9 protein-coding genes are annotated in these 23,567 nt (G+C 38.3%); all 9 read left to right on the forward strand.

Annotated elements, in window-relative coordinates; translation table 11 throughout:
• Nucleotides 1-2,384, forward strand: a 2,384-nt coding sequence (traN, locus tag CKF58_RS03735) for a conjugal transfer protein TraN (protein ID WP_147397208.1), incomplete at its 5' end; no start/stop codon positions are given.
• 718 nt (nucleotides 2,385-3,102) lie between these two features.
• Nucleotides 3,103-4,569 carry a conjugal transfer protein TraF gene (traF, locus tag CKF58_RS03740; RefSeq protein WP_222987687.1) on the forward strand — a complete coding sequence of 489 codons (1,467 nt, stop codon included), beginning with the start codon at nucleotides 3,103-3,105 and terminating at the stop codon, nucleotides 4,567-4,569.
• 250 nt (nucleotides 4,570-4,819) lie between these two features.
• On the forward strand, nucleotides 4,820-5,191 hold the full coding sequence (locus CKF58_RS03745) for a hypothetical protein (RefSeq protein WP_119531110.1): 372 nt from the start codon (nucleotides 4,820-4,822) through the stop codon (nucleotides 5,189-5,191).
• Nucleotides 5,192-5,345: 154 nt separating this feature from the next.
• On the forward strand, nucleotides 5,346-5,552 hold the full coding sequence (locus CKF58_RS08375) for a hypothetical protein (RefSeq protein ID WP_222987688.1): 207 nt from the start codon (nucleotides 5,346-5,348) through the stop codon (nucleotides 5,550-5,552).
• Between the two features lie 2 nt (nucleotides 5,553-5,554).
• On the forward strand, nucleotides 5,555-6,895 hold the full coding sequence (locus tag CKF58_RS03750) for a conjugal transfer protein TraH (RefSeq protein ID WP_222987689.1): 1,341 nt from the start codon (nucleotides 5,555-5,557) through the stop codon (nucleotides 6,893-6,895).
• Nucleotides 6,896-6,966: 71 nt separating this feature from the next.
• Nucleotides 6,967-9,753 carry a conjugal transfer protein TraG N-terminal domain-containing protein gene (locus tag CKF58_RS03755; RefSeq protein WP_119531114.1) on the forward strand — a complete coding sequence of 929 codons (2,787 nt, stop codon included), beginning with the start codon at nucleotides 6,967-6,969 and terminating at the stop codon, nucleotides 9,751-9,753.
• 71 nt (nucleotides 9,754-9,824) lie between these two features.
• Nucleotides 9,825-19,493 carry a hypothetical protein gene (locus CKF58_RS03760; RefSeq protein ID WP_119531116.1) on the forward strand — a complete coding sequence of 3,223 codons (9,669 nt, stop codon included), beginning with the start codon at nucleotides 9,825-9,827 and terminating at the stop codon, nucleotides 19,491-19,493.
• 281 nt (nucleotides 19,494-19,774) lie between these two features.
• Nucleotides 19,775-20,992 (forward strand): hypothetical protein, encoded by a 1,218-nt coding sequence (locus tag CKF58_RS03765; RefSeq protein ID WP_119531118.1) that lies wholly within the window; start codon nucleotides 19,775-19,777, stop codon nucleotides 20,990-20,992.
• Nucleotides 20,993-21,179: 187 nt separating this feature from the next.
• Nucleotides 21,180-23,483, forward strand: coding sequence for a hypothetical protein (locus tag CKF58_RS03770; protein ID WP_119531120.1), 2,304 nt, complete (start codon nucleotides 21,180-21,182; stop codon nucleotides 23,481-23,483).
• Nucleotides 23,484-23,567 lie beyond the last annotated feature (84 nt).

Genomic DNA, 23,567 nt, shown 5'->3' on the forward strand with positions numbered 1-23,567 from the left:
TTAGTTCGCAAGTTAGTTCTTTAGAGAATTTACAAGCAGCAGCGCAAGCTGATCCTGACTTAACTTCATGGCAAGGATTAGCTTCTTTAGGATCTTTTGCCACTAAACAGCTGCTGCTAGTTGGAGATAGGCTAATTGGAACTGCAAAAGCTAATACCCAAGCTCAAGATCTACAATCTAAAGTTTATAGCGTGCAATGTAAGCACCAGCCTATAGCTTTACCTACTGATAAAAAGTCGTGCGTCACGATTAATGGTAAACAGTACTGCCGTATTGCTAATCCTTACAATCCTTATATGCAGCAACAAGCTGCTTATTGTGGTGAGGTAGTAATAACTTGGCGTTACCAAGGACAAGTTGCTGACAATTGCCAACAGCAATTGCAGCAAGCTACAACTAGTCCAGCCACTACTTGTAATCAAGTTAATCGTGAAGAACTCTATAAACAGTTTCCACGGCATAGTGATTTACAAAATCCTTATCATGCAGCTTATTCGCAACACCAAGCAGGTGCTAATGCCGGTAGCATTAGGCAAGTAATAGGTTACTCCTATACCTATAGCTGTAATACCCAAGTACGTATTCCGAATTGTGTAGAGGTATTAGTAAGTAATGATAGTTATGCTCATTGCCCATTAGATATAGAAGTTAAAGATGTAGCTAAAACTACACCTGTAACTACTACCCATACTTGTGCCATGGGAAGAAATTGTCCGCGCTTCTTACAGTACGTACAACCTAAAACCAAATTAAAAGTACGTCCGATAGTAGAGAACTTTAAGTTAGAGGAGCATTTGCCTCTAGTGCCGAATACAGCGGTAGTAAGTTTAGGGACTAATACAACTACCAATAGTACTACGGGTACTAATGCATCTCTACCTAATACATTTGTAGCTAATAGCCCTTCAACTACTACTTCTGTTAATAAAACTTCAAGTACTATCTATCAACCCCAAAACCTCCCTGTAGCTTCGCAAATAGGTAACTGTGAGGTTATCAGTGCAAATGCAGGCTTAGTTACTTATCGTTGTACTGAGTTTACGCGCTATGTAACAACACAAGTAAATACTTCTTCACGTTGTCAGCAATTTACTTGTCAAGCTGGAGATCCTGGTTGTGCTCGGTTAAATGTGGCTTCACAAGATATGGGGAAAGTATTAGGTGCTTTATCGATGCTTTCAGGCATTCAAGAAGATGCTAATTGTGATGTAAGAACTGGGATTTGTAAAGTTTTTGCCGGTAAGACTTACTCGTGTCGCTGTAGTTTAGGGAGTTTGGTTGATTGTTGTAATTTACCGGTACAAGTTAATCTCCAAGATTATCTTGAACTAGCTTTTAACCTCACGCAAATGAACGATAGTCTTTCAAAGATTGTCGGTTACGACAATCCCATAGGCTCTTGGTCGAGTTTAGGAGAGTTAGTTACTGATGGATTTGCGAAAGCTTATGAATTTAGTAAGGAAGCTTTAACTTCGGCTTTAGAAAACTTAGCCGGTAATGCCGTACAAAGTGGAACTTTACCTACAGTCGGGGCTGCGTCAACTGGTGCTGGATCTGCTAGTGCTGCAGGTAATGCTGCAGGTAATGCTGCGGGCAATGTTGCAGGAAATGCAGCAGGCACAGCTACAAGTGCAGCGAATCAAGCTGCGGCACAAGTTGCCAGCAAGCAAGCTAAACAAAGCATTAGTCAACAACTAGCTGAAAGTGTTTACACTTGGTTAAAAGAAAAGTTTGGGGAAGAGGTCGCTAATAAAATTTTCACCCAAACTTCGTCTGGTATCGCTTTAAATCCGGCTTTAACTTCGGTGATGAACTATGCAGCTTTAGCTTACAGTTCATACAACTTAGTTATTAATACGGCTAAGGCTGTATATAGCTGCGATGAAAGTGAAATTGAATTAGCCAATAAACGTAAATTACGTTCTTGTACAGTTGTTGCTATGCAGTGTACGCAAAAAGTAGCAGGTAAGTGCATACAAATGACAACTAAAACCTGCTGCTATAACTCACCTTTAGCTCGCATTATGCAAGAACAAGTAAGACGACAGCTGCGTAAGAGTTTTGGGACTTTTGCTAAACCGGACTGTGGTCCACTAACTACCGCAGAGTTGGCACAAGTCGATTGGAGCAAAATTAATCTTGATGAATGGATTGCCATTATGTTAGCTAATCCTCGCTTTCAAGAAATAGGACGTCGCCTTGCTGAACAGAAAACTCTTCTTGCGCGTGCGCAGCAATCTCAAGGAGTTACCCAAACTGATAGTCGTAACGCTGGACAACGTAATGCTGATCGTCTTAATCATTTAGGTAATCAATTAACCTTAGATCACTTCTTCCAACGAGCTAGAGAGTACCTAATTCAATTTAATGCTCGCAAGCAGTAAATGTTCGAAGTAAACATGAACTAATAAGCCGTAAATATTAAAGTAAGCAATAAGCAAAATTAACAAGCTAATAACTCACAAACAGGAGGAAAACCAATGTAACAACAATTCTCACTACTTATTCTGAAACAAATTTTAAAACTAACCATTAAGAGTAATAATCGTTAAAGTCTGAAATCAATATTACACCTTTTATAACTTTACGTTATTACCGCTCGTGTATGCTTACACGAAATTTTTAACATCATTTAAGAGTAGACTTCCTTTAGTTGATCTTTGCTAAGTTGTTGAATTAGCACTGTAAGTTACGAAGTGATTATGATTTTTTGCCGAATGATAAGAGCCCAGTAATTTACAGCTATAAGGAGATGAAGTAAGGAATAAAACTAAAGGAAGTTGCTTTTTCTAACTAGCAGGAGGTTGCATGAAACTACTGTTTTATCTTCCCAGAGGATTGAGCCAACGAGCGAATTTGGTTGTTCGATCTTTTAAGGGATTGGAGCTACGAGTAAAACTATATAAGTTGGAGCAAAAGTTGTTTAGGTTACTTAAGTCGGTGCAAATGTTGCTTAGATTACTAAAATTGCGACAAAAGTTGCTTAACTTGGAGCAAGGTGGGCTTAGATTTTTGCAGGGATTTTGGATTACAAAAGCTGTTAAGGTTGTAGTTGCTAAGGTTGTAGCTATTAAGGTTGTCACCAACAGAGCTTTAAGGATTATGCAAGTTATTAGTCTTGCTTCTTTGGTTAGTGTTATTAGTCAAGGACAAGCTAATCCATCTGCCGCAGCTAATACCCAAGTAATAACAAAGGCAAATACAGTTACTAATAGTAATGCTGTGACTAGTGCTAATACTGTTAATAACGGTGGTAATTATGGTTATACAGTACCACAGAGCAATTATGCCGGAATGCAAAATTGGGGCTATACCTTACCTAATCCCTATGCTTCTCTCTATCCTTATGCTCCTATGTATCCAAGTGTTGTTTCGCAGCCTAGTACAGGGCATTACTTAAATTCACAAGGCAATTTTTCATCTTTAGCTTACCCCCAAGCTCAAGGATTAGCACCGCCAAACTTAACCGCTTGGCAATACCAACAATGGTTATGGCAACAGCAAGTTTATCAGCAACAAGTGCAGCAACAGCAGCATAAGCAGCATTTAGCTGCACAAGGACAAAGATCTTTAACTGCACAAGCACCAAGATCCTTAGCTGTTCAAGTAGCATATGCTCCAGCATTACACAGTAATTCAATTTGGCAATATGGAGCACAAGAGCAAGGTTGGTTTTATTACAACTGGGATTTAGAACAAGAACTTGATGGAGAAGTATTTCCTCAACCACAGCTGCCGCATAACCCAAATCCAGAGTTAGTTCCACAAAGTACCCCAGAACCAACTTCAACTCCTAAAGCTGTACCACCTGTACCGAGTAATATTACCGTAGCATGGCTACAACAGCATTTACCTCAGTATCTAGAGCGAGCTATGGATCAACCAACTACCGAAAACGTCTTAGCTTATCTCTACCTCCAAGCATACGCACAACAAAAAGCTTGGGTATTTGCTGAACAAGCACAAATGGTAAGTCAAGGTAATCCTTATTTAGATAACAACGCAGCTTTTACGGTTAATGCTAGTGCGAGACAATATCGTGAACAACTAGCTAATCAACTACGTAAAAAACTCTTTAACTTACATGCTGATAAGTTTGTCTTGCTAATGGTGATAAGTGGGGATTTTGAGAGTAAGAATTTTGCCGAATTAATTTCCATGGCAGTTAAGAATTACGGGGTTAAGTTGGGGATCTTTGATATTCAGGGAAGAGTATATGCTGGACTAGAGCAGCATATGCAGCAACTACCAGTAGCTAAAGTCCTTGAATTTGTGCAGCAACAACAAACTCCGATCTTTCCTACTTTATACGTAGTAGATAAAGAGAAAACGCAAGTATTAGTTGCTGGAGCAACAGATCTGGTTGATCTGGAAGCTAGACTAATGCGTTACTTATACTCAGCAGGATTAGTAACAAGAGTAGAGTTCAATATGGCACGCGGCATTATGGCAGAAGCTATGTATGACAGTGCACAACTTAGTCAAGTTGTTAATCAGAAACTAGGTTTTATCACGCCAGCAGAAATACCTACTGCTAAGCAACAAGGTGCTGTAACTAGAGATAAATAATGCTTGGTAGTTTGTATCATTTTTGGGGTACAGCTAAGTGCCTCTTTTGGGCTAAAGAGTAATTTAAAAATAAATCTAAATTTTTAGATAAACCTAGACTTTGAGAGAAATCTAGATTTTGAAATAAATCGAAATTTAAATCTTTATTCAAATCATCATTAAATCTTGATTACAAACCATGATTAAATCTTGATAAAAACCATTATTAAACCTTAATTTAAACACTTTTCTAAATTACAGAGGAGAGCTTATGAGCTTAAATCGTCGTACTAAACGTACTATTGTGCGCATTGTAGTGAGCTTAATTGTTTTTGGCTTAGGAGCAGCCTTAGCTTACGAAAAAATGGTAACTCAACGCATGATTAATGACTTCATCTTGCAAGATCGTCTGTTTCAAGAACAACGTATGCAGTTGTTAAAACAAAAAACATGTGAATCAGAACCAACAACATTACCAACTACGCTACCGGAAATGCCTCCGATGCCACCAATGCCACCGATGCCGGAAATGCCGCCTATGCCTCCAGCACCACCAATGCCAGAAATGCCGCCTATGCCTCCAATGCCACCAGCACCGCCTATGCCACCTATGCCTACAACTCCGCCAAAACCTGCGCCATAACTATCCTACAAGTTTTGTAGTACAGCCTACTTCTAAGTAAAAGAGTTAATGGGGAACAGAGTGGAGTAAAGGCGATAAAAATAATGCTTATGGATAGGATAGAGAAAATTGGAGAATGAGATGTTGCAGATTCGACGTTTCTTTAAAGGGTTAAGTGGTAAAGCAAGTAGGCAAGATTGGAAAGAGTTTTCTAGTAATGCTGGACAGTTTAGGCTTGGTTTTAGTCATAGCTTCAGTAATAGATTTTTCGAGAGATTCAGCAAGAGTTTCAGCAAAAAATTTAGCAAGAGATCTAGCACTAGTTTTGGCAAAAGCTTTAGCAATAGTTTCTGTAAAAGCTTTAGTAGATACCTGCTTCTAAGTGTGGGGTTAGTGGTAGGAAATATTGGTGGTCTGAGTACGCAAGCTACCGCGAGTATTGATAACTATATGCGGCAGTATGTACTTATTAACTCGACTAGTCCAGCACATATTCAAGCAATTGATCGAGGAGTTTACTACGGAGGTAATATTGCTTTACGCAATCAGTTAATGACGTTACAGTTAGTAAACTTTGATGCACCTTACATTAATGCTGGTTGTGGTGGCTTGGATTTATATGGAGGAAGTTTAAGCTTTATCAATAAAGAGCAGTTTACTTTACTTATGAAATCAGTTGCTTCTAATGCAGTAGGTTATAGCTTTAACTTAGCCTTAACTCATGTTTGCCCAACTTGTTCACAAGTAGTTGAAAGCTTACAACAAAAAATCCAAGCACTTAATCAGTATCTAGGTAATTCTTGTGCTTTAGCGCAAGGGATTGTTAATGATACGGTTTCGGCATTAACCAATACTAAAAACAACAAGATCTCACTTCTTGCCAATATGAAAGGCTTAGGAGATACGTTCAGTACTTTTAGTAGTGATAAAGTTAGCCAAAAACAACAATTAACCCAAGATCCGATTGTAAAAGAAAAACTCTACGGCAATGTGGTTTATAAAGCCTTACAAAAAGCCTTTGGGAGTAAGTATCCCAATGAATATTACCAAGAGATTATGTCTTTGACTGGCACAGTAGTTTCTTCACCTGGTACAGGTAAAAGTAATGAAACCGATAAAGTGCAAGTTTATGCCGGAGACTTAATGAGTTTACGCGGGTTAATAACTGGTAGTAAGTTAAGTCGTTACACTTGTGTTAAAGGTGATTGCCAAGAGATGAAAGTTACTACAGTAACCCGTGAACCTTTAGCTAAAAAACTCAAGTCTCTGTACTTAGGGGCTGCAGTTGATACCGAGGGTAATGCTGCTCTTTACGGTAAAGGCTTAATTGGCATTTATGAAACCAACCAAGGTTCATTAACTGCGAGTCAGAAAAAAGAACTACTAATGGTAGGAGAGGGGATTAATGCTCAGATTCGTAATCTAGCCATTCGCTCTCCAGATGCCGCACGGAATTATGTGAACTTTGCTGCCGAGTATATTGCTTTAAAGTATGCAGCACGTGAAGTTGAACAAGCATTTAGACTAGTCGGAGTAGCTCTGCAACATGTAGTTGAAGATGATACTTTAGGCATGGTTAAACGCTTAGTTGAACATAACAACTTAAAGTACTTGCAATATATAGATACCGAAATGAGTAAGCTTAATGAATTACAAGTTCTTAACTACTACAACCAACTTTATAGTGCCCTTGATCCTCTGCAAGGACAACTTAAAGGTAAGTAAAGCAGATAACTTAAAGGTAAAAAAGATGCTGCCATATTAAGGCTAGTAACTAAAAATTATGGAGAACTAAGATGTGGGATATTTATGTCATTGGCGATGTTAAATTTTTAAGCGCCATCTTAAATGGCATAGCCATGATTTTTAAGGGCGAAGCTATTTGGGTGGCAGCTAAGATTTTTATTTTGTTGAGTATTTTACAACTAGGGATTAATGCTGTTTTACAGAACTCGTTTATGCAAGTACAGCAGCTAGCGGTTACTTGGTTAGTTGTGGCAGCGCTTTTTGTGCCAAGGGTTACGGTTACTTTGCATGATCGTAATAGTTTACTAACGCAAAACGTAGCGCAAGTGCCGGTTGGGATTGCAGTATTTGCTTCTTTTACAAGTAAGTTCGGCAAAACTATTGCCGATACCTTAGGGCATGCTTTTACGAGTGTGCATGAAGTTGGAGGGCAACCTGGAGTAACGCAAAGTTTTGAGCAACTACTTGCCCTTAGAGCGCGAGTGCTTGAAACTATGCTTACAAGCCAAAAACAAGGATCTGATCTTTATCGTTCTTGGCAACAATACTTAGGTGATTGTACTGAAATCTCTTTAGCTTTACGTCCAGGGATAAATGGAGCGAGTGATACAACTAAGATCTTTGGTACATCATTGCCCGAATCTTTAGCTTTAAACTCGCAAGTCTTTTATACCCAAGTGTATAAAGTAGGTACAACTCAAAGCATGACTTGTGCCCAAGCTTTTACTCACCTTAAACAACAAACCCTAGAGAATGTACAACAGCTTATTAATCCTCTACGTGGCAATGTGAATAAAAATATGCACTTGGCACAGATTAACGCTGACATTGTCACTTTAAGTAACGGACAATTAGATGCACAAAAGTACATCACGGCTTTAGCTATGGCACAAATGCTAACCCAAACTCCGAGTTATACCCAATTAGGACAGGCCGTACAAGCACAAAGCCTTGCTCAACTCTATACTCAATGGACATTACAAGGTAATATTTTTACTCACACCGTAAAACCTTTACTTACGTTCTTAGAGGGCTTTTTCTATGCAGTAGTACCCTTTATTTTTCTGATTTTAATGTTAGGAAGTTTTGGTTATCGGATGTTAGGGAAGTTTGCCATGTTGTTAGTCTGGTTACAAATGTGGCAACCGATCATTACGATTATTAATCTGTACTACCAACAAGCAATCAGTCGTTCGCTTACCGAAGTGCAACAAGCTTATATTGCCATAGATAGTTTTTGGGGCATAAGTATGTTTACGCAAAAACTTGAAAGCTATATCGCAACTTCTGGCATGTTGCTTTCAAGTGTAGGAAGTCTAGCTCTCTTTCTGATCTATGGTGGAGCAGTAGCGGCTACGAGCTTAGCCGGACGTATAGCTCCTCCCTCACCAGCAGCTACCCCAGCCCTTGCTCCGAATGCGGTACAAGGAGCTCCAGTGGTGCAAGCTGGTTCACAATATAGTGCTGATATATATCAGGGAACACGCGTATCTGGAGCTGAAGCTGCAGTTGGAACAGTAAACCTTGCGTCAACGCTTTCGCATATGCAAGCTAATGCTGCCCAGCAGATGTCAGCTGTAAGTAGTGGTGAAACTTTCTCCACTACCCAAGTAGCGACTCAAGCTACGAGTGTAGTCAGTTCGGCTATGGGCAGTATTGCATTAGGTAAAGACTATAGCTATAGTCAAAATAAAAGTTCAAGCCTTAGCGATAGCCATGTTGAAAGCGCAAGCAATAATGAACAACATTCATCAACTTATCAAAAACAAAGTAGTTGGAGTTTAAGTGGTACGGTAGGACAAGGTTCTGGTGTGCGTAGCTCACAAGTTATTAATCCTTTTCATGAAGATAATAAAGCTGTGGGTGCAATGAGTGGCATGGTAGGAACAGCAGGTATGGCTGCCGGAGAAGCTATGACTTCGAACCTTAATAGTAATAGTCCGATGTTAACTGATTATATGCAACCAGCCCAAGGCAACACTGCACCAACGGCTATTCAAAATACTGGAGTAGGAACAGAGTTTAAAGCTCGTCACCAACGAAGTGCGACCGAAGATCAAAGTGTTGGAGCACAAGTAAGTACAAGCAGTACGCGTACGCGTCAACATGGAGATAGTACTAACTTTACGCAAAACCAACAAAGTTCAAGCTCACAATCACAAACTAGTGGTTTAAGTAACACTAACTCTCAAAGCAATAGTGCACAAACGCAACAAGCTTATAGCTTAAATGATACTTATCAACAAGAATATCGCCAATTAGCACAAATGCAAGCGTCTTTAGGTTCGCGTCAAGATATGTCTGTGCTCGCTCTAGCCCAACAAACTCTTAGTCAACCAGGAGCAGCGGATTATCTGTCAAGTATAGTGAGTGCTAATCCGCAATTAGCACGCGCGGCTGCCATGCACGAACGGAGTTTAGCTCCTTTAGTACCAGATACACAACAACGGCAAGTGGCAGCTCAAATTCAAGCACTCTTTAGTAATGAGGGCATGAACTCTTATCAAGATCGAGCCAATATGTTGTGGTTCTTAACCTATGGACAATTACCACAAACAAATATTCTCCAAGGAGGAGTAAGGATGAATCCAACACCACCTACAGCACCGACACCAAAAGTTGATCCTAGTGCTACTAGTGCTCAAGCCCAAAGTGCACCACAGCAACCAACTACAGCCCAAGCACCAAGCTCTCCAACTAGTCCACAAGTGCCGGCTAATCCGGTAGCTATGCCTGGTGCTGGTGCACCAACCCTAAATACTAATCCGAATCGCGCTGAACATACGCCTGTTGATCCGGAAGTAAGCAAATCATTGCAACATTTTCGGAATAAATAAGGATTGAGGTTTCAGAGTGTATTCTCTGAAGCCTTATTTTTTAGATCGAGGAGTAATGAGAGGTTATAGATATGCAAAGAGATAGTTTAGACAATGAAACTTACGGAGCAACAAGTTTATTTAGTAGTTCATGGCAAGAGTTGTTGAAGTTTGATCCGCGAGCTTCGCATTTACCAATAAAAATTGTCTGCTTACCTACTTACGCTCCTTTAGGAGCGCAAGTAAGTACGCTCTTAAGTGCTGGTTGCACCAGCACAAGCGTACAACAGAAGCATCAAGCCAATAGTCTCTTAAGTAAGAATTTAACAACTCAAGGAATTAAGAGTACTACTGAGTTGTATCTCTTTGCTGAGCAAGAAGTCTTAGCACAAACTTCAGCTTACTTAGATTGTTACTTCCAAGGACAAGCCTTAGCCGCACAGCGCAGTAATAGTCATCAGCTTACGACGCATCAAGAACAACAAAATAAACAAGAGCTACGAGAGCAACAAGTAACATCAACTCTAATACCAGAGTTAACATCAGCGTCAACATCAAAGGAAATCCCAAATCTAACTCAAGCAAGAGCTGTTAGTGAAGAATGCGAAGTTTATTACTATGTACAACTGGAACAGTTACGTTTGCATAGAGAAAGTAGTTTTAGAGAGGTGTTTGCGGTTACTAGTCTTGCTATGCAAGCAGCTTCAAAAGCCATTTTAATGTTGTGGACTTATAGTGAGATCCAGCAACAAAACTTAAGACAATATCTCCTTGCTCTTACTACAGCCTCAACTAGTACCTCAACCTTAACAGAACAAAGTACTTCACAACCTTTAATTATCTTTACTCATGAACCAGATTTAATTGCACTTATAGAGTTAATTGGTTCTTACGTAGAAGAGGGTAATGATGATCTAAGCAATCACAACTCTCAAGCAGACGATGGAGGGTGTGTAACACTTCATAACGCTAATATCTCTAATAGTGCTAGTAACACAGAGGTAGTAGAGGCTAATGGGGATGAGGATAGTAATCTTGCCAGTGAAGGTTCTCTTCTAGGAAAGCAAGCAGGTATTAATGGTATTAATAGTACTAGTGGTACTAATGAGCAGTTTAAGCAATGGAGCTTTTCTAATCAAGAGAGATTTTCTAACCAAAATCGCTCTTCTCATCAAGTAAAACCTAGACTATATCAGAGCTTAGATGAAGATGATTATCTGTTTGGTAGTGAAGTTGCGCTTGCTTACTTAAGTGAAACGGCTCTCCCTCTATCTTCAGCGCGCAGTAAAAGAGTAGTTAATGAGTACGTACAACTACTCTCTTGGGATATCTCAGAAGCCGAATCATATTGGCAACACTTTTTACAAAAACAATTACGACCAGTTATCCCAATCCTCAATCTTAAAGCTCCTTACACTAAAGCTTACTATGTGCAAGAGTACATGCAGTTCTACAAACATTACTATCAACAATTATGTGACAGTACGTTATACAGAGATTTGCGTTATCCTACTGCAGACTTAGTGCAAGACTTGCAAGGTAAGGCGTTAGCCTTACCTCCAAGTATTGAACATCAAGCAAGACATCAGATTTTTCAGGATCTAACTTACTTGCATGTAGTGCATCCTTATGTCTGTTTAGGTAAGTTTGTAAAAGAAGAAGTAAGTGCTAGTGCTAATACTAGTACTAAGGTAAACACAGAAATGGATTACGTAGCTACTGAAGCTAATGGATTAGAGGATGGGGCTAATAATTTAACTACTGAAATAAATGACTTAACAACAACTCAAGCTCAGCAGAGATTTACTTCCGCTTTTCATTTACATGACTTTCTTGCGTACTGTAAAGCTAAGTATGCTTGGCAGCAGCAAACTACATTATCTCCCTTGCAAGAGCAAATAGTACAAGTAGCACAACGCTTACACTCACTATTAGCTAGTTTATACACTTGGCAAACTGTAAATACTTATCGATTTGCTAGTACAGCCATAAAGAAGCAAGTTGAACAACTTACTGCTTATTGGCAAGCTATCCCAACCTATGCTTTAAACCTAGAGCATGAAAGTGTGCAACTCATGCAACAAACTCAAGAAGCAACTAGTCCAGCTATAGCACAGATTAAGCTGCAATGCCAAGTAGAACGACAAATGCCTCTTGCTGTAGTCCAGCAACTAGTTGAGTATGTTGCTGATGCTTTTGCGGATCAACAAGAAGTAAAGCAAGTGACAGAGATTTTACGAGGTGGGACAATTAATGAACAAACTAAACTCGATAATGAAGTCTTAGCAGCTAATCAACGCCTACTAAAACAAATCGTTGATTTACGTCATCTACAGTCGCTACTTAGTGATGGTGAAACTTCTTCTGATGAAGTGGTGAACAAGAGTAAAGTAACAAATAGTAACGCTGCTGAGAGTGAAGTAACAACTAGTTACGCTTGTAAATCTAGTGCAAATGCTAATGCTAAAACTAAAACTAAAGCCAAAACTAAACTAAAATTTAAACCCCAACCTAATCAACAGCAGCGTTGGCATAAGCTCTATCTGTGGTTAGATCTTAGTAATCAATTAGCCTTAATTCGTAGTCCTTATACAGAAAAGCTCGTTACTTTAGCAAATCGTTATTTACACAATGGCTTTAATCATACTTATTTGCACCATAGCCAACAGCATATGCAACAAGTATGCCAAGTATTACAACAATGGACTTACCAAGCTGCGAAAGCAAGTAGTGAATACTCTTTACTTGGCTTAGTAGTAAATAATACGATTCCTCATAGTTGGGAGTTACGTTTACTTGCTATGCAAGGTATTAAAGTTGCTCCACAAAAACTAGCTGTACATTGGTGGGATTTACAGTTGCTACAACGTGCGAACTTAACTTCTTTAGCTTCGCCAGCTTATAGGGAGTTTAGTGATACTGCTTTTAAGCAGTATGCTTATCAGACCTTAGATTTTACGTGGGAGAACTTAGAACCTGTACTTGCCTTAGGTAAAAGTATTGTGTGGCATCCGGTTAATTTAGGGCAACAGGTATTAGGGATCAATCGACAGCATCTAGTTGAGAGTTTGCTTTTAAAACTCTTTACCGATTATGGTGAAGAAATTGTTCCTTTACTCTTAGCCGATCTATATCAAGATCTAGACTTATTACCGCAAAAACGAATTCTCTGGCAAAAGAGTTTAGCTTTACTCTATCAAGGAGTATGTGATTTACCTCTTGAGCAAATAAGTATTGAGGAAATTATTACTTTAAGTGGAAGCTCTCAAACTCGTAATCAAGCGGATAATCCATCTTTGGGAACAAAGACAACGGAGATAGTTACAGATCCTCGTTTAAGTGAGTTAATTAGTGTTACTGAGTGTTACTTAGGTAAGGCTAAAGCACAAAGAGAACGTAACATTAAACCACCTAAACGCACACCAGGAACTAATCGCCAGTTTATGCAACAGGTGATGGAGGTATTTAGTGAGCAAGGAGATGCTGACTTAAGTGAAAAAATCCAAGCAACTCTTGAGCATTTACAAAAACTCACCCAAGTAGCTACTCCTAATCATCTCTTATCTCCAGATCTTGCTTTAATTGCTCCGTATAGTAGTTTACAATTTGCTAAATCCTTATTTAAAGTACAACCAAGTTTGTATCAAGCTTTGCAAAGTACTCTTGAGCAAGTAAACGAAGGGATGGTTAGTCATCGGGTAGGAGATTTAATTTCTTTAACTAATACTACTTGGAGACAATATCAAGTTAATCTTACTGCTACCCAAGTACTCGCAGCTCTTGATCCTTGGACTAATAGTATTCTCGATCAAGCTTGGTACTTAACCCCAGAAGATCTACACTCCTATCTCACTAAAGAAAAAGTCCTCCTTGAGTTTATGCAAGTGTGGTACAGCTTTAAGCTGTATTTATCTTCTCAACTTATTGGATTGGAGCTTTATAACGAACTAGCAGATAAAAGTGCAGCACAAGTTCTAGGTAAAGCTTGTTGGTTAACGGCTAATGCTCGTTTAGAATTAGCGCAATATAGTCCAACGCGCTATAGCAGTTTCTTAGAACAGCAGTTAGAAGTAACCAAGTTACTTAAACAAGCAAGTGTAACTTGCTTGCAAGCCTACAGTCAAGTAGCCTCAACAATCCAACTAAGTAACTACTATCAAACGCAGTTTCAGCAAACGCAATCACCGCAAACAAAGTATCAGCAACCATCAAAACAGCAAACAACATTGCCTGAGTTAATGCAGATTGGTAAAGAAGAATTGTATATCTCAGATCATGAAGGAGTACAAGTTAGTAGATTAGAACTAATGGTAAAAGCTTACCAAGATATTTTAGCTACGAAATTTATAACAACCAGTAAAACTTCCGAGCTTATTCTTAATAATCATGGTAATAATGAAATTAATGGTATAAATAAATCGATTTATTTGCAACAAAATAATGACATTGATACCCTTAGTTCTCAAGTGTTAGAGCAAGCTGCAAGTAAGGTAACTGATCAAGAAACAGAGGTTACGGTAGATGAAGTTACTGAGCTTAAGCAACAAGCAGCGCGAGTACGTACTAATCTGTCGCAATGGCAACTTAGTTTTACGGATTTAGTCTCTTTAGCAGCCGAAGGAGTAGTACTTAATCCTCAGGTAACTGCTGGTAAGTATCTCCCGCAATACACTAATCAACCAATTCGTTCTTTAACTCATCTTGATCCATACTCCCAAACTCCACCTTTAGCTTTAGTGGATTTAAGAAGCCTTAACAAATACCCTGCTACGCATAAAGTATGGCAAACCCCATACGTTATGCTGCTAGATAAACGCTTAAATCCTCATTACCCTAAAGAGAATGGCAAGATCAGCTTATACGATCAAGGTTATAACTGTGGCAAGCTCTTAGAACTGAAAAAACTATTTCCTAAAGCGCAAAAACTAGAAAACAAGTGGTTAGATTTTAAGTATGCCAAGTATTGTAAGTTTAGTTGTCGGCAATTTGTAAATGCTCACTATCTACGCCAAAACTACTTATACGCACCAGATCCGGCTGGACAAAAGTTACATGTAGTTACTAATGATGTAGATAAGCTTGCAGATGTGATTACTAAGCAAGGTGAACATATTTGGCAACTAGCTGCTTTACGTGATTATGATTTTCTGGCTTATGAACAAAATGAATGGCAAGAAAGCTCTTGGTTAAATTTTATCCGCCGCTATAAGCAGCAAGTAGATGAGCAGTCAATTGCTTTGCAGCAATCAACTAACCATATTATTGCTAATACCACTACTCATACGACTGAACATAATCATGTTAATAATCATGTTCATAGTCATTCTCATTGTACTGTTGATGAAGAACAGCTAGAATCACAAGTAACTTTAAGTAACGCTAACCAGCAAGCCACAACCACCAGTAAAACTTCTACCCCTGTAGTATCAAAGCTGGGAAAGTTTAAAGCTCCTTGTGAGCAAGTGAGTATTTTAGCTTGGTGGCAAATAGGGCAAGCGATAAACAGTATTACTAAACATCCGTTACTAAGTGTTACTTTGCAGCATGATAATGCTGCAAGAAAGAGCTTTGTTGGCAACAGCGTCAAAGAACTTTCTCCAAGTATTTCTATGTTTTGGGGGGGGGGGGGTGTTAGTAGCGACAAAGCTAACGGTTGTGTTAGTTGCAGTAATTATAGTTACGGCGGTTCTAACGCTGTTAGTAAAGATATAGATGAGAATGGTAACTTAAAACAAGAGCTATGGCAAGGCTTGCTATACCATCTAACCAAGATTATGGCTTTACCAAGATTTAATCTGTGGTTAGAAGCTTATCTTACTAATAGTAGAGAAGCATGGGTAGCGGCTCAAGAAGAACTGGAGTTAGAGCAACAAGAGCATTTACAAGCTAAAACAACTGCAAGCAAGTCAACTAGTTCAAGAGATAAAGAAAGTAAAAGTAACAAAAATAGCAAAAATAGCAAAAACTGTAAAAATAGTGCTTTAGATCTTACAGCCTTAAGAGAAAGTTTTAATGTAGAGCAAGTTTTAAATCATCGAGAGTTTAGTCGACAGTTAATGCAGGTACTACCTTTACTCGAAAAAGATATAGTGCAAGAGAATGAACTATATTCTGAACTAGATACAGAACTAGACTCAAAACTAGAAAGAGGTAACTTTACCAAAGCTCTACAAGCTTTGCATCTTTGGCAAAAAACAGAACTTTATGCTTATCTCTTACCTTATGTCAGTGACTATTTACAGTTATGGCAAGAGGAAGTAAAACTTACTAGCGAGTTAGCGGAGTTAAGTTTTTGGCAACAACTGTGGTTGTCCTTTGCTTGGCAAAGACAAGTAGTCTTAGATTGCTTTAAGGTTGCAGGCGTATATGAACTAATACCAGCGGCTAATTTAAAAGTCATTACTAATATCCCTATAGACAAACTTAACTCTTCTAACTCTAGTCTCGAAGATACTTCTCTGCCTGAATCAACTAGATCAGCAACCGATATAGTTACAGTTAGTAGTTTAGATAAATGTGACTATGTGTTACTTAACCATGCTTCACAACTTCCAGTAGCCATGTGGTGGAGGGGTCGAGAACTAGGTTCGTTAGAACCCAGTTCATTAAAACTTAGCTCATCAAAGATTTTTGATCTTACTTCAAGTGTAGATTGTAGAGTAACTTCAACAGTTGCTTCACAAGAACCATCAAGAAAAGAGTTAGAGACACAAAGTCTCACTTTGCGTCAAGCTTTACTTGATTATTTTCTTTGGCAGCAAAGATCTACTGCTTTACGCAACCAAGATCACACTCTAGCTAATCTAGCTCTAAGACAAAGAGTTCAACAACGAGTACAGTCGTATTCTTTAAATCAGTTGCACTCACAACTGTGTCAGAGCTATTACCTATCACTTGTGTCACAACCTGTAACTTTATGTAAAGACTTTTGGCAAAGTCAAAACTGGTGCTTATGGTTACAACATAAAGCAACAATTCGTCAAGTAAGTAGCAATAGATTACTTCGTTATCAACCATCAGTACCAAGTGTATTTGTTACTAAAGATAATGCACAAGCTCAAAGTTTTAATTCTTACAGCGTTACACAAAGTGACTTTAATCTGGTTAGTAATCCCAAGGATAGAGCTAATGGCAATGCCGTAAACTTAAATCAAACCTTACCAAATCTCCACTTACAGAACTTTCCGCAAAACCATCTCTGGCAAATCTGGTTAGAGAAAGAAGTGGGTACTGTAGCAAGTATGCTGCCACAGTCTTTAACTTCTTTCTTTGCCCAGAAAGTTATAGTTGTAAAAGGAGAAAAGAGTAAGACTGCTACTAATGAACAGTTTGCGCTTGATAGTGCAATTCACTTACATCCAGCAGATCGTAAGTTGTTTAATACAGAGTTAATGTCTTTAGCTCTGTGGGAGGCAACTAGCGATAAGAGACAGTCTTCTATTGTTGATTGTGAGATTGAACATAAGTTAAGCAACTTGAGGGAAGTTAACAACCGCAACTCAAGAAATGTATGTGAGTTATCCAATGCTTCTTTGAGATCTGGTTATAAGTCTTTTCCAGAGTTAGGTGCTTACTTAGCTTTGGATTGGCAGTGGCAATACCATCTCTTACAACTTCATCAAAGTCATAAACTCTTACCAGAAGCAACGATTGATAATTTATACAACAACCTTACGCAAGTCTATGGACTGCATTATGGAGTAGATGTAACTTCTAGTAATGTAAGTGGTGGAGATAAGTCTAAGGTGGAGAGATGGTTAAGAGGTAAGTTGGGAGGAGACAACTCTACTCAACAAGGTAGCAGTACTAATTCACCCTTATCAAGAGCAATATCGTTATTAATATCTAAAGATAATGTACCTACTTGGCAACCTTTAAACAATCTTGCTTCTGAAAAGGTTGCTTCAGTAGATGTAACTAAAAGTAACACAGAGTTAAGATGTAGCTTAGATATAGAGGCTCAAGCATCTTCAGCGCAAGAAACTAAGCAACAGAAGAGCTCTCTTGGAGGATTTGCTGCTCTTTGGCAAAAACTAACAAGAAAAGAGGCGTTACATAAAGTTACTTATGATGCAGATGTTGCTGTAGATAAAAATGAACTTACTGCTGAGAATGATAGTGCTTCTGTTGAGGTTACTACTATTGTAATTGACGACAGTGATAGTGGTTCTGTCGTTAAAGATAGTAGCTTTGCAGACGATGCAGGTAATGTTCTAGCTAATGAGGAAGAGGTCTCTACTAACAATATGAATGCTATTTCTGATGATATAGATCCATTCAGATCTTTATCCTCTCGAAAAGTAGAGACTAGGGTCGTTGATAGAGTTTTAAGTTTTAATCAAGCTTGTGCGCAAGCTGGAGTTAAAGCTGTATACAGAAGCTCTTATCTTAGTAACAACACATCTACAAGCAACCCAACTCAAGCTGTAGTTAATTCTTCATCTGTACTGCATGGTAATGCTGTTTCATCAGTAACAGAAGAAGAGAAGCAACACAAAGAGGTTTCTCCTCAAATAAAAGAAGAGACTAAATCAATTAACCTTAAAGATGCTTCTTTTTCTAACAGCGTGACAAAAAGTGACGCTAATACTCTAAGTTTGCAGGTGGTAAATCCTCAAGGTTACATCACTGCTCTTGCTGGACAGCAAACTGCAGTAGCATTAAAGGACGCTCAAGAGCTTGAACGTTTACGTTTAGAGATCTTACCAGCTTATATGCATGAGCAAATGAACGCTTCTTTAACAGAAGTGACACCCTGTTACTTTAGTACCTTATTAACCCAGAAGTTGCAACTTTCTGTAGCTTTACGTAATCTACCAGAACTCTTACCAGAGACCTTTTATGTTACGCAAGTAGTGAATACGCAAGTAAATAGGAATTGGCAGCGAGCTGCCATAACTAGTTACTTGCGACATAAGCAAGATATCTTAGCTCCAGATTATCTCTTTACAGCAACTACGAGTACTCTACCTCAAGCTTTAAATTATTTACCTCAAGGTTTAGAGTTAAGTGAGTATGAAGCTTGTCAGTTAGCTTTTAGTTACTTGTTTACTCAAGCTTGCTATACCATGCAGTTTGGCTATATGAATAAACATCATATGCCAGCTTTAGGTGATAGCTATATAGATCCAGTACAAGTAAAAGAAATCTTTTGGGGAGGAAGTTTTGGCGAGCAAGCAGAGGCAAGTAGAGAGTTAGTTGCACAATGGGCACTGACTCTTACTAGTAGCGATCAAGTTCTAGAAGCTTATACCAAAAATACTTCTTATAGTAATGAGCACGTTGTTGATGGGAGTAAGAAGCTTTCTGTTAATGGTGGGGAGAAGTTTAGAGATGATGGAAATAACTATACTGACGGCACACTTTCCACGACAACTTTAGCTGTTGGGGTAGATATGCATTTTGCAAGTTATCAAGTTACTCATCTTGATTTGCATCTGGCTAAGCAAAAACCTCATCTACAAATCAATGAGCTAATTACCAAGTGCCGGATGTACTATCTCTACTGGAGTAGATTATTACCACAACTAAAAAACTACTCTGCTTGTTTACAAGGTGAGATATCTTGGCATTTAATGCCAAGCTTACAAGTTGAACCTTTAGCGAAGTTATACACCACTACGTATAGTGTGTATCACTTAGATGCTAAGCAAGAATACTTACTAGCTCAATTGAACCAAGAACAACAAGCTTATCTCTATTACTACATAGGTTTGAATTTACAGCAGTTACAAGCTCAACTACAACAACGCTTTAGTTAAGATTGTGGCAGTTAAGGCTTTTGAGCTTATTAGATATTTGTCAGTAGTAGTTAATTTAATAAAGCTTTAATTGAAAGCGTGATGTTGAGTGACATTTGTATTTAAGGTGTCGGTTGTATAGATGCCTTAAATACAACTTTTAACCAATTTACAACAACTTATAACCTGTATGGATAACTATGTAAGTTATAGACAACTACCACAATATATTAGGTAGAGCAAACTACATTAGATAGAGTTAGCTTTAACCATTGTAGACAACAATAACCAGAGGGAGGAATATGCAGCAACTTAATGATCCCTTTAGTCAACCAGTATGGGCAATATATACCGACTTTTATCAATTAGATAATTTAGGTTTAGTAACCCCTGATTATTTTAATGGTAAGCATATCTTTCAGCTTGAACCGGAAGTTATGCAACAAATCACCTCTAAACCTTGTCAAGCTTTAAAGCGAGTTTTAGCGTTAGATCCGGTATTAGAAGTAGCTTTGCTTGATCCATTACTCAAACGAGCCCAAGAGCTGTTTTATAGTGCTCCTTATCAAGAGCGAGGAGTCTTTGCTCATGCTGGTGGAATGTTGCAGTACTTCTTATACGCAACTCATGCTGGACTAATGTATTACTTAGCCCATGCACGTAAAGTAAAACAAGCTCGCTCTGCTCATGAAAAAATCAGTAATGGTTTAATTTACTTAACTATTAGTTTAGTAAGTCAGGCAGTGAACTTTGGGAGAAAGGTAACTATCCGTGGACATGAACAGATCTATCCCCAACATGCTACTAATCTTCAAGCATGGATAACTCAACTTACTAATCAGTTTTACGGTAATGAGTACTATGGTAGTAAGTGCTATGGTGGTAGATACAGCTCTGGAGTTGATAGTACAACTCTGAATGTTAAAGTTCATTGGCAAGAACTTTCTGCTTTAAATTCTGAACAGAGTAAACAATTAGCAGCTCATTACATTAATGCTTTAATTAGTCCAGCTTTACAGAAAACCTTAACAGCTCTTGAACTTAATTGGCGTAACTTAGTGTTAACGCAAGTAATGCAAGCAGATCCGTTATCACACTTAAATAAAAGCATGGAGTATGGACATAAGGTTGCTTGTGAAACTGCACAAAAGCAACTAAAAGTTGCTGACCTAGCAGCGCAACAAGCAGCTGCTAAGCAAGAATACTTATCTAATACTGCTTCACTTATTATTCAAGTACTCGAGCATACTGCTCGTGAACATGGCAAGCAGTATTTAGTGAGTTATTTAACGCAAGCTTTAGCTTACTGGCAATTACAACAAGCTGAGATAGCTCATCCACCTCATGGAGGTAATCCTAAAGGAGTACTCGAGCATCATTACTTCTTAAGTATTTTGTACAGTCAACTTATTGCAGATTACAACGATTTGCAATGGAGCTCTTTATTACATAGTGCCAAAGATAAGTACTTAAAGTCCTTATGGCATGAGTATCAACAACTAACGAAAGATGAATTATAAAAGTGAATAACTTTTTTCAGATAACCTTCAGACAACCAAGTAAGTAACTTAAATCTTAAGTGCATGAGTTAAGTATTTACCTAACATTAATTTAATTTTGAATTTAAGTCTTAACTAAAGTTCTAATTTAAGAGCTAACTTATACCTTAACTTATTTACCCCATAACTAGAAGAGATAGGAGTTTCTATGAGCAAATCATCGAACAATCCTTCCCCCAAAAAACGTAAAGGTCTAAAAGATCTAGCAGCATCTGCCTTTGCGTTCATTCCTTTATTTAGAGATGAGGACAATGAAGAACTTGATCCTTATCCAAATGCCGTAAAGATAAACGTAAAACGAGAAAATAATTCAGCCTCTAATGCGGTAAATAGTATTGCTTCTACACAACAATCAAGTCTTCAAAGTACGGAAGATACCTTAGTAAGTAATGCAGAATCATCCTTTTTAAACCAAAACTTCACAAACCAAGAACCAACAAACAAAGAATTAACTACGACAGATCCCTTAACTACAGAACAGGTATCTACAGAATTAGCAGCCACAGAATTAGATTTAGATCCTGAAAGCAAAAGTGTGCAAATAGGTATTGGTATTAGTGAAGAGGAGATGAGTAGGGTAAGTAAGCGTAATCTTCACTACCCGATGAATATGAACTATTACTTTAGTGATAGTGCTGTAATAAATTCTAATATTAATACCGACCCTAATGCCAACCCCAGTGCTAGCGTTGATGCTAATGACATCCCTCAACGTAAACTACCCATTATAAATAATCTAAGAGTAAAACCAGGCATGACTCCACCGGAATATGAGGAAGTGTTTGGTGAAGTAGAGAGTAATGACTTCTTCTTTCAAGAAACAAACTATGGTATTTATTATGCTCCGAGATCGATGTTTGATGATCCGAATAGTGAGTTTTTTGATCAGTACTTCATGTACGACGATGATGACGATGATTACGACATGAGTATTGATACTTTTGGTGATATTAATAGTTTTGGAAATGATTGGGGAACAGGTGGTAGTGGCTTTAATGATCCTCACAATATGTTTAGTACAGCCTACTCTTCACCTGATAAAACTAGAGTTGTAAACCAAGCAATAACGCAAACAGCGTACTGTCCCCCCAGTAATAGCGTCACTACTACAATTACAAATCAAGTTACCTCTACAACAACTAATGATACTAGTGTTGCTGATTGTGATCTACAGTATGCAGAGATAAATTCACTATTGGCTGAACTTGAAACTAGTCAAAGAGATGAACTTGAAACTAGTCAGAAAGATGAACTTGAAACAAGTCATATGGATGAACTTGAAACAAGTCATATAGATGAACTTGAAACAAGTAAGGGAGAAGAGGTTAGCCAAACAGAGCAAGTTATAGTTGTAAATGAAACATCTAATCTTGAGCATTTAGGAGAATTGCCTACTAACTTCTATGAAGTAATTGCCCAAGATGAAGATTCTTGGTTATGGTATAGCGATCTATGTAATTACAAACAAAGCCAAAGAGAAAGTGTAGAAGCTATAGATCTTGCCTATACCGAAACTACTGCTCTACCAGATATTGATTGGCTATACAGTCCGATAGATAACACGCTTAACTATGCTACTACGGATTATCAAACCGTTCTTTCTAAACGTGAACAAGCTATTACTCAGTGGAGAGCTCAAAAACAAGCCCAGCAAAAGCGTGCAGCACAAACAGCTAAACGCTTAGCCGCAGCTTCTGTTTTACGGCAAATCAATGCTACGCAAAATCTCGAATCCTTACTCGAAAAAGTTAACTTTATGCAACTTTTAAGTACGGATTTAGTGCAACGTCGTAAGACTTTATTGGAGATGGTGAAGTTTAATGAGTTTTCTCCAATTAGCTTTTGGGCACAAACTAAAGGAGTATTTATGGCTCATTTAGTGAGTAGTCTAGCTACTCAAACTGGTAAAGAACAGTCGATTAATCCTAACTTAGTTGCTCAACGGAATAGTCAAGAAGTATTCAAAGAGCAATTAAGACGAGTTAGTAGTCGTAAATGGAGAGATTTCTTTACTCTTGCGAGTAAAGAACTGTCTGGAGTAGAACTAGATAATCTTGAGGCAGATTTCATTAAACAGATCTATCAAAGCCCAGAAAGCCAAGTAAATAACAATCCAAACTCTCAAGCAAATAAAGAACCGAGTTGGGAAGCGAAAGTAGCAACACTTATGCTCAAGTGGCAACTCTTTACTAAGTTCTTAGAACGCGAAAGAGAGCAAGCTATGCCTGAAGATTATGTCTCTCTTGAAGAAGAGAGGGCACAAAATGTTCAGATATCACCACTCACACCATCTGCAACAGCTGTTATAGCAGCTGTAGAAGCAAGTGTAGCCCAAGAAACAAGTGTAGCTCAAGAAACAAGTGTATCTCAAGAAGCACCTGAAGATATAGCTACTTCCTCTACTCTAGTTACGCGTAAACGTCGAAGAAGAAAGAAAGCTGTAGTTTGTTAGTTTGTATCATTTTTGGGGGACGGCTCAAAATGATCGAGAAAGATATCAAGATTAAGATTAGGTAATTTTGCCAATAAGGATAAG

This window comes from Psittacicella hinzii, from assembly GCF_003585935.1.
Classification (GTDB): Bacteria; Pseudomonadota; Gammaproteobacteria; order Enterobacterales; family Psittacicellaceae; genus Psittacicella; species Psittacicella hinzii.

Excerpts from the sequence above, each read along its gene's own strand:
- CKF58_RS03770 (WP_119531120.1), top strand. The coding sequence starts at position 21,180 with ATGAGCAAATCATCGAACAATCCTTCCCCCAAAAAACGTAAAGGTCTA.
- CKF58_RS03755 (WP_119531114.1), top strand. The coding sequence starts at position 6,967 with ATGTGGGATATTTATGTCATTGGCGATGTTAAATTTTTAAGCGCCATC.
- CKF58_RS03765 (WP_119531118.1), top strand. The coding sequence starts at position 19,775 with ATGCAGCAACTTAATGATCCCTTTAGTCAACCAGTATGGGCAATATAT.
- CKF58_RS03760 (WP_119531116.1), top strand. The coding sequence starts at position 9,825 with ATGCAAAGAGATAGTTTAGACAATGAAACTTACGGAGCAACAAGTTTA.
- CKF58_RS03745 (WP_119531110.1), top strand. The coding sequence starts at position 4,820 with ATGAGCTTAAATCGTCGTACTAAACGTACTATTGTGCGCATTGTAGTG.
- traF (WP_222987687.1), top strand. The coding sequence starts at position 3,103 with ATGCAAGTTATTAGTCTTGCTTCTTTGGTTAGTGTTATTAGTCAAGGA.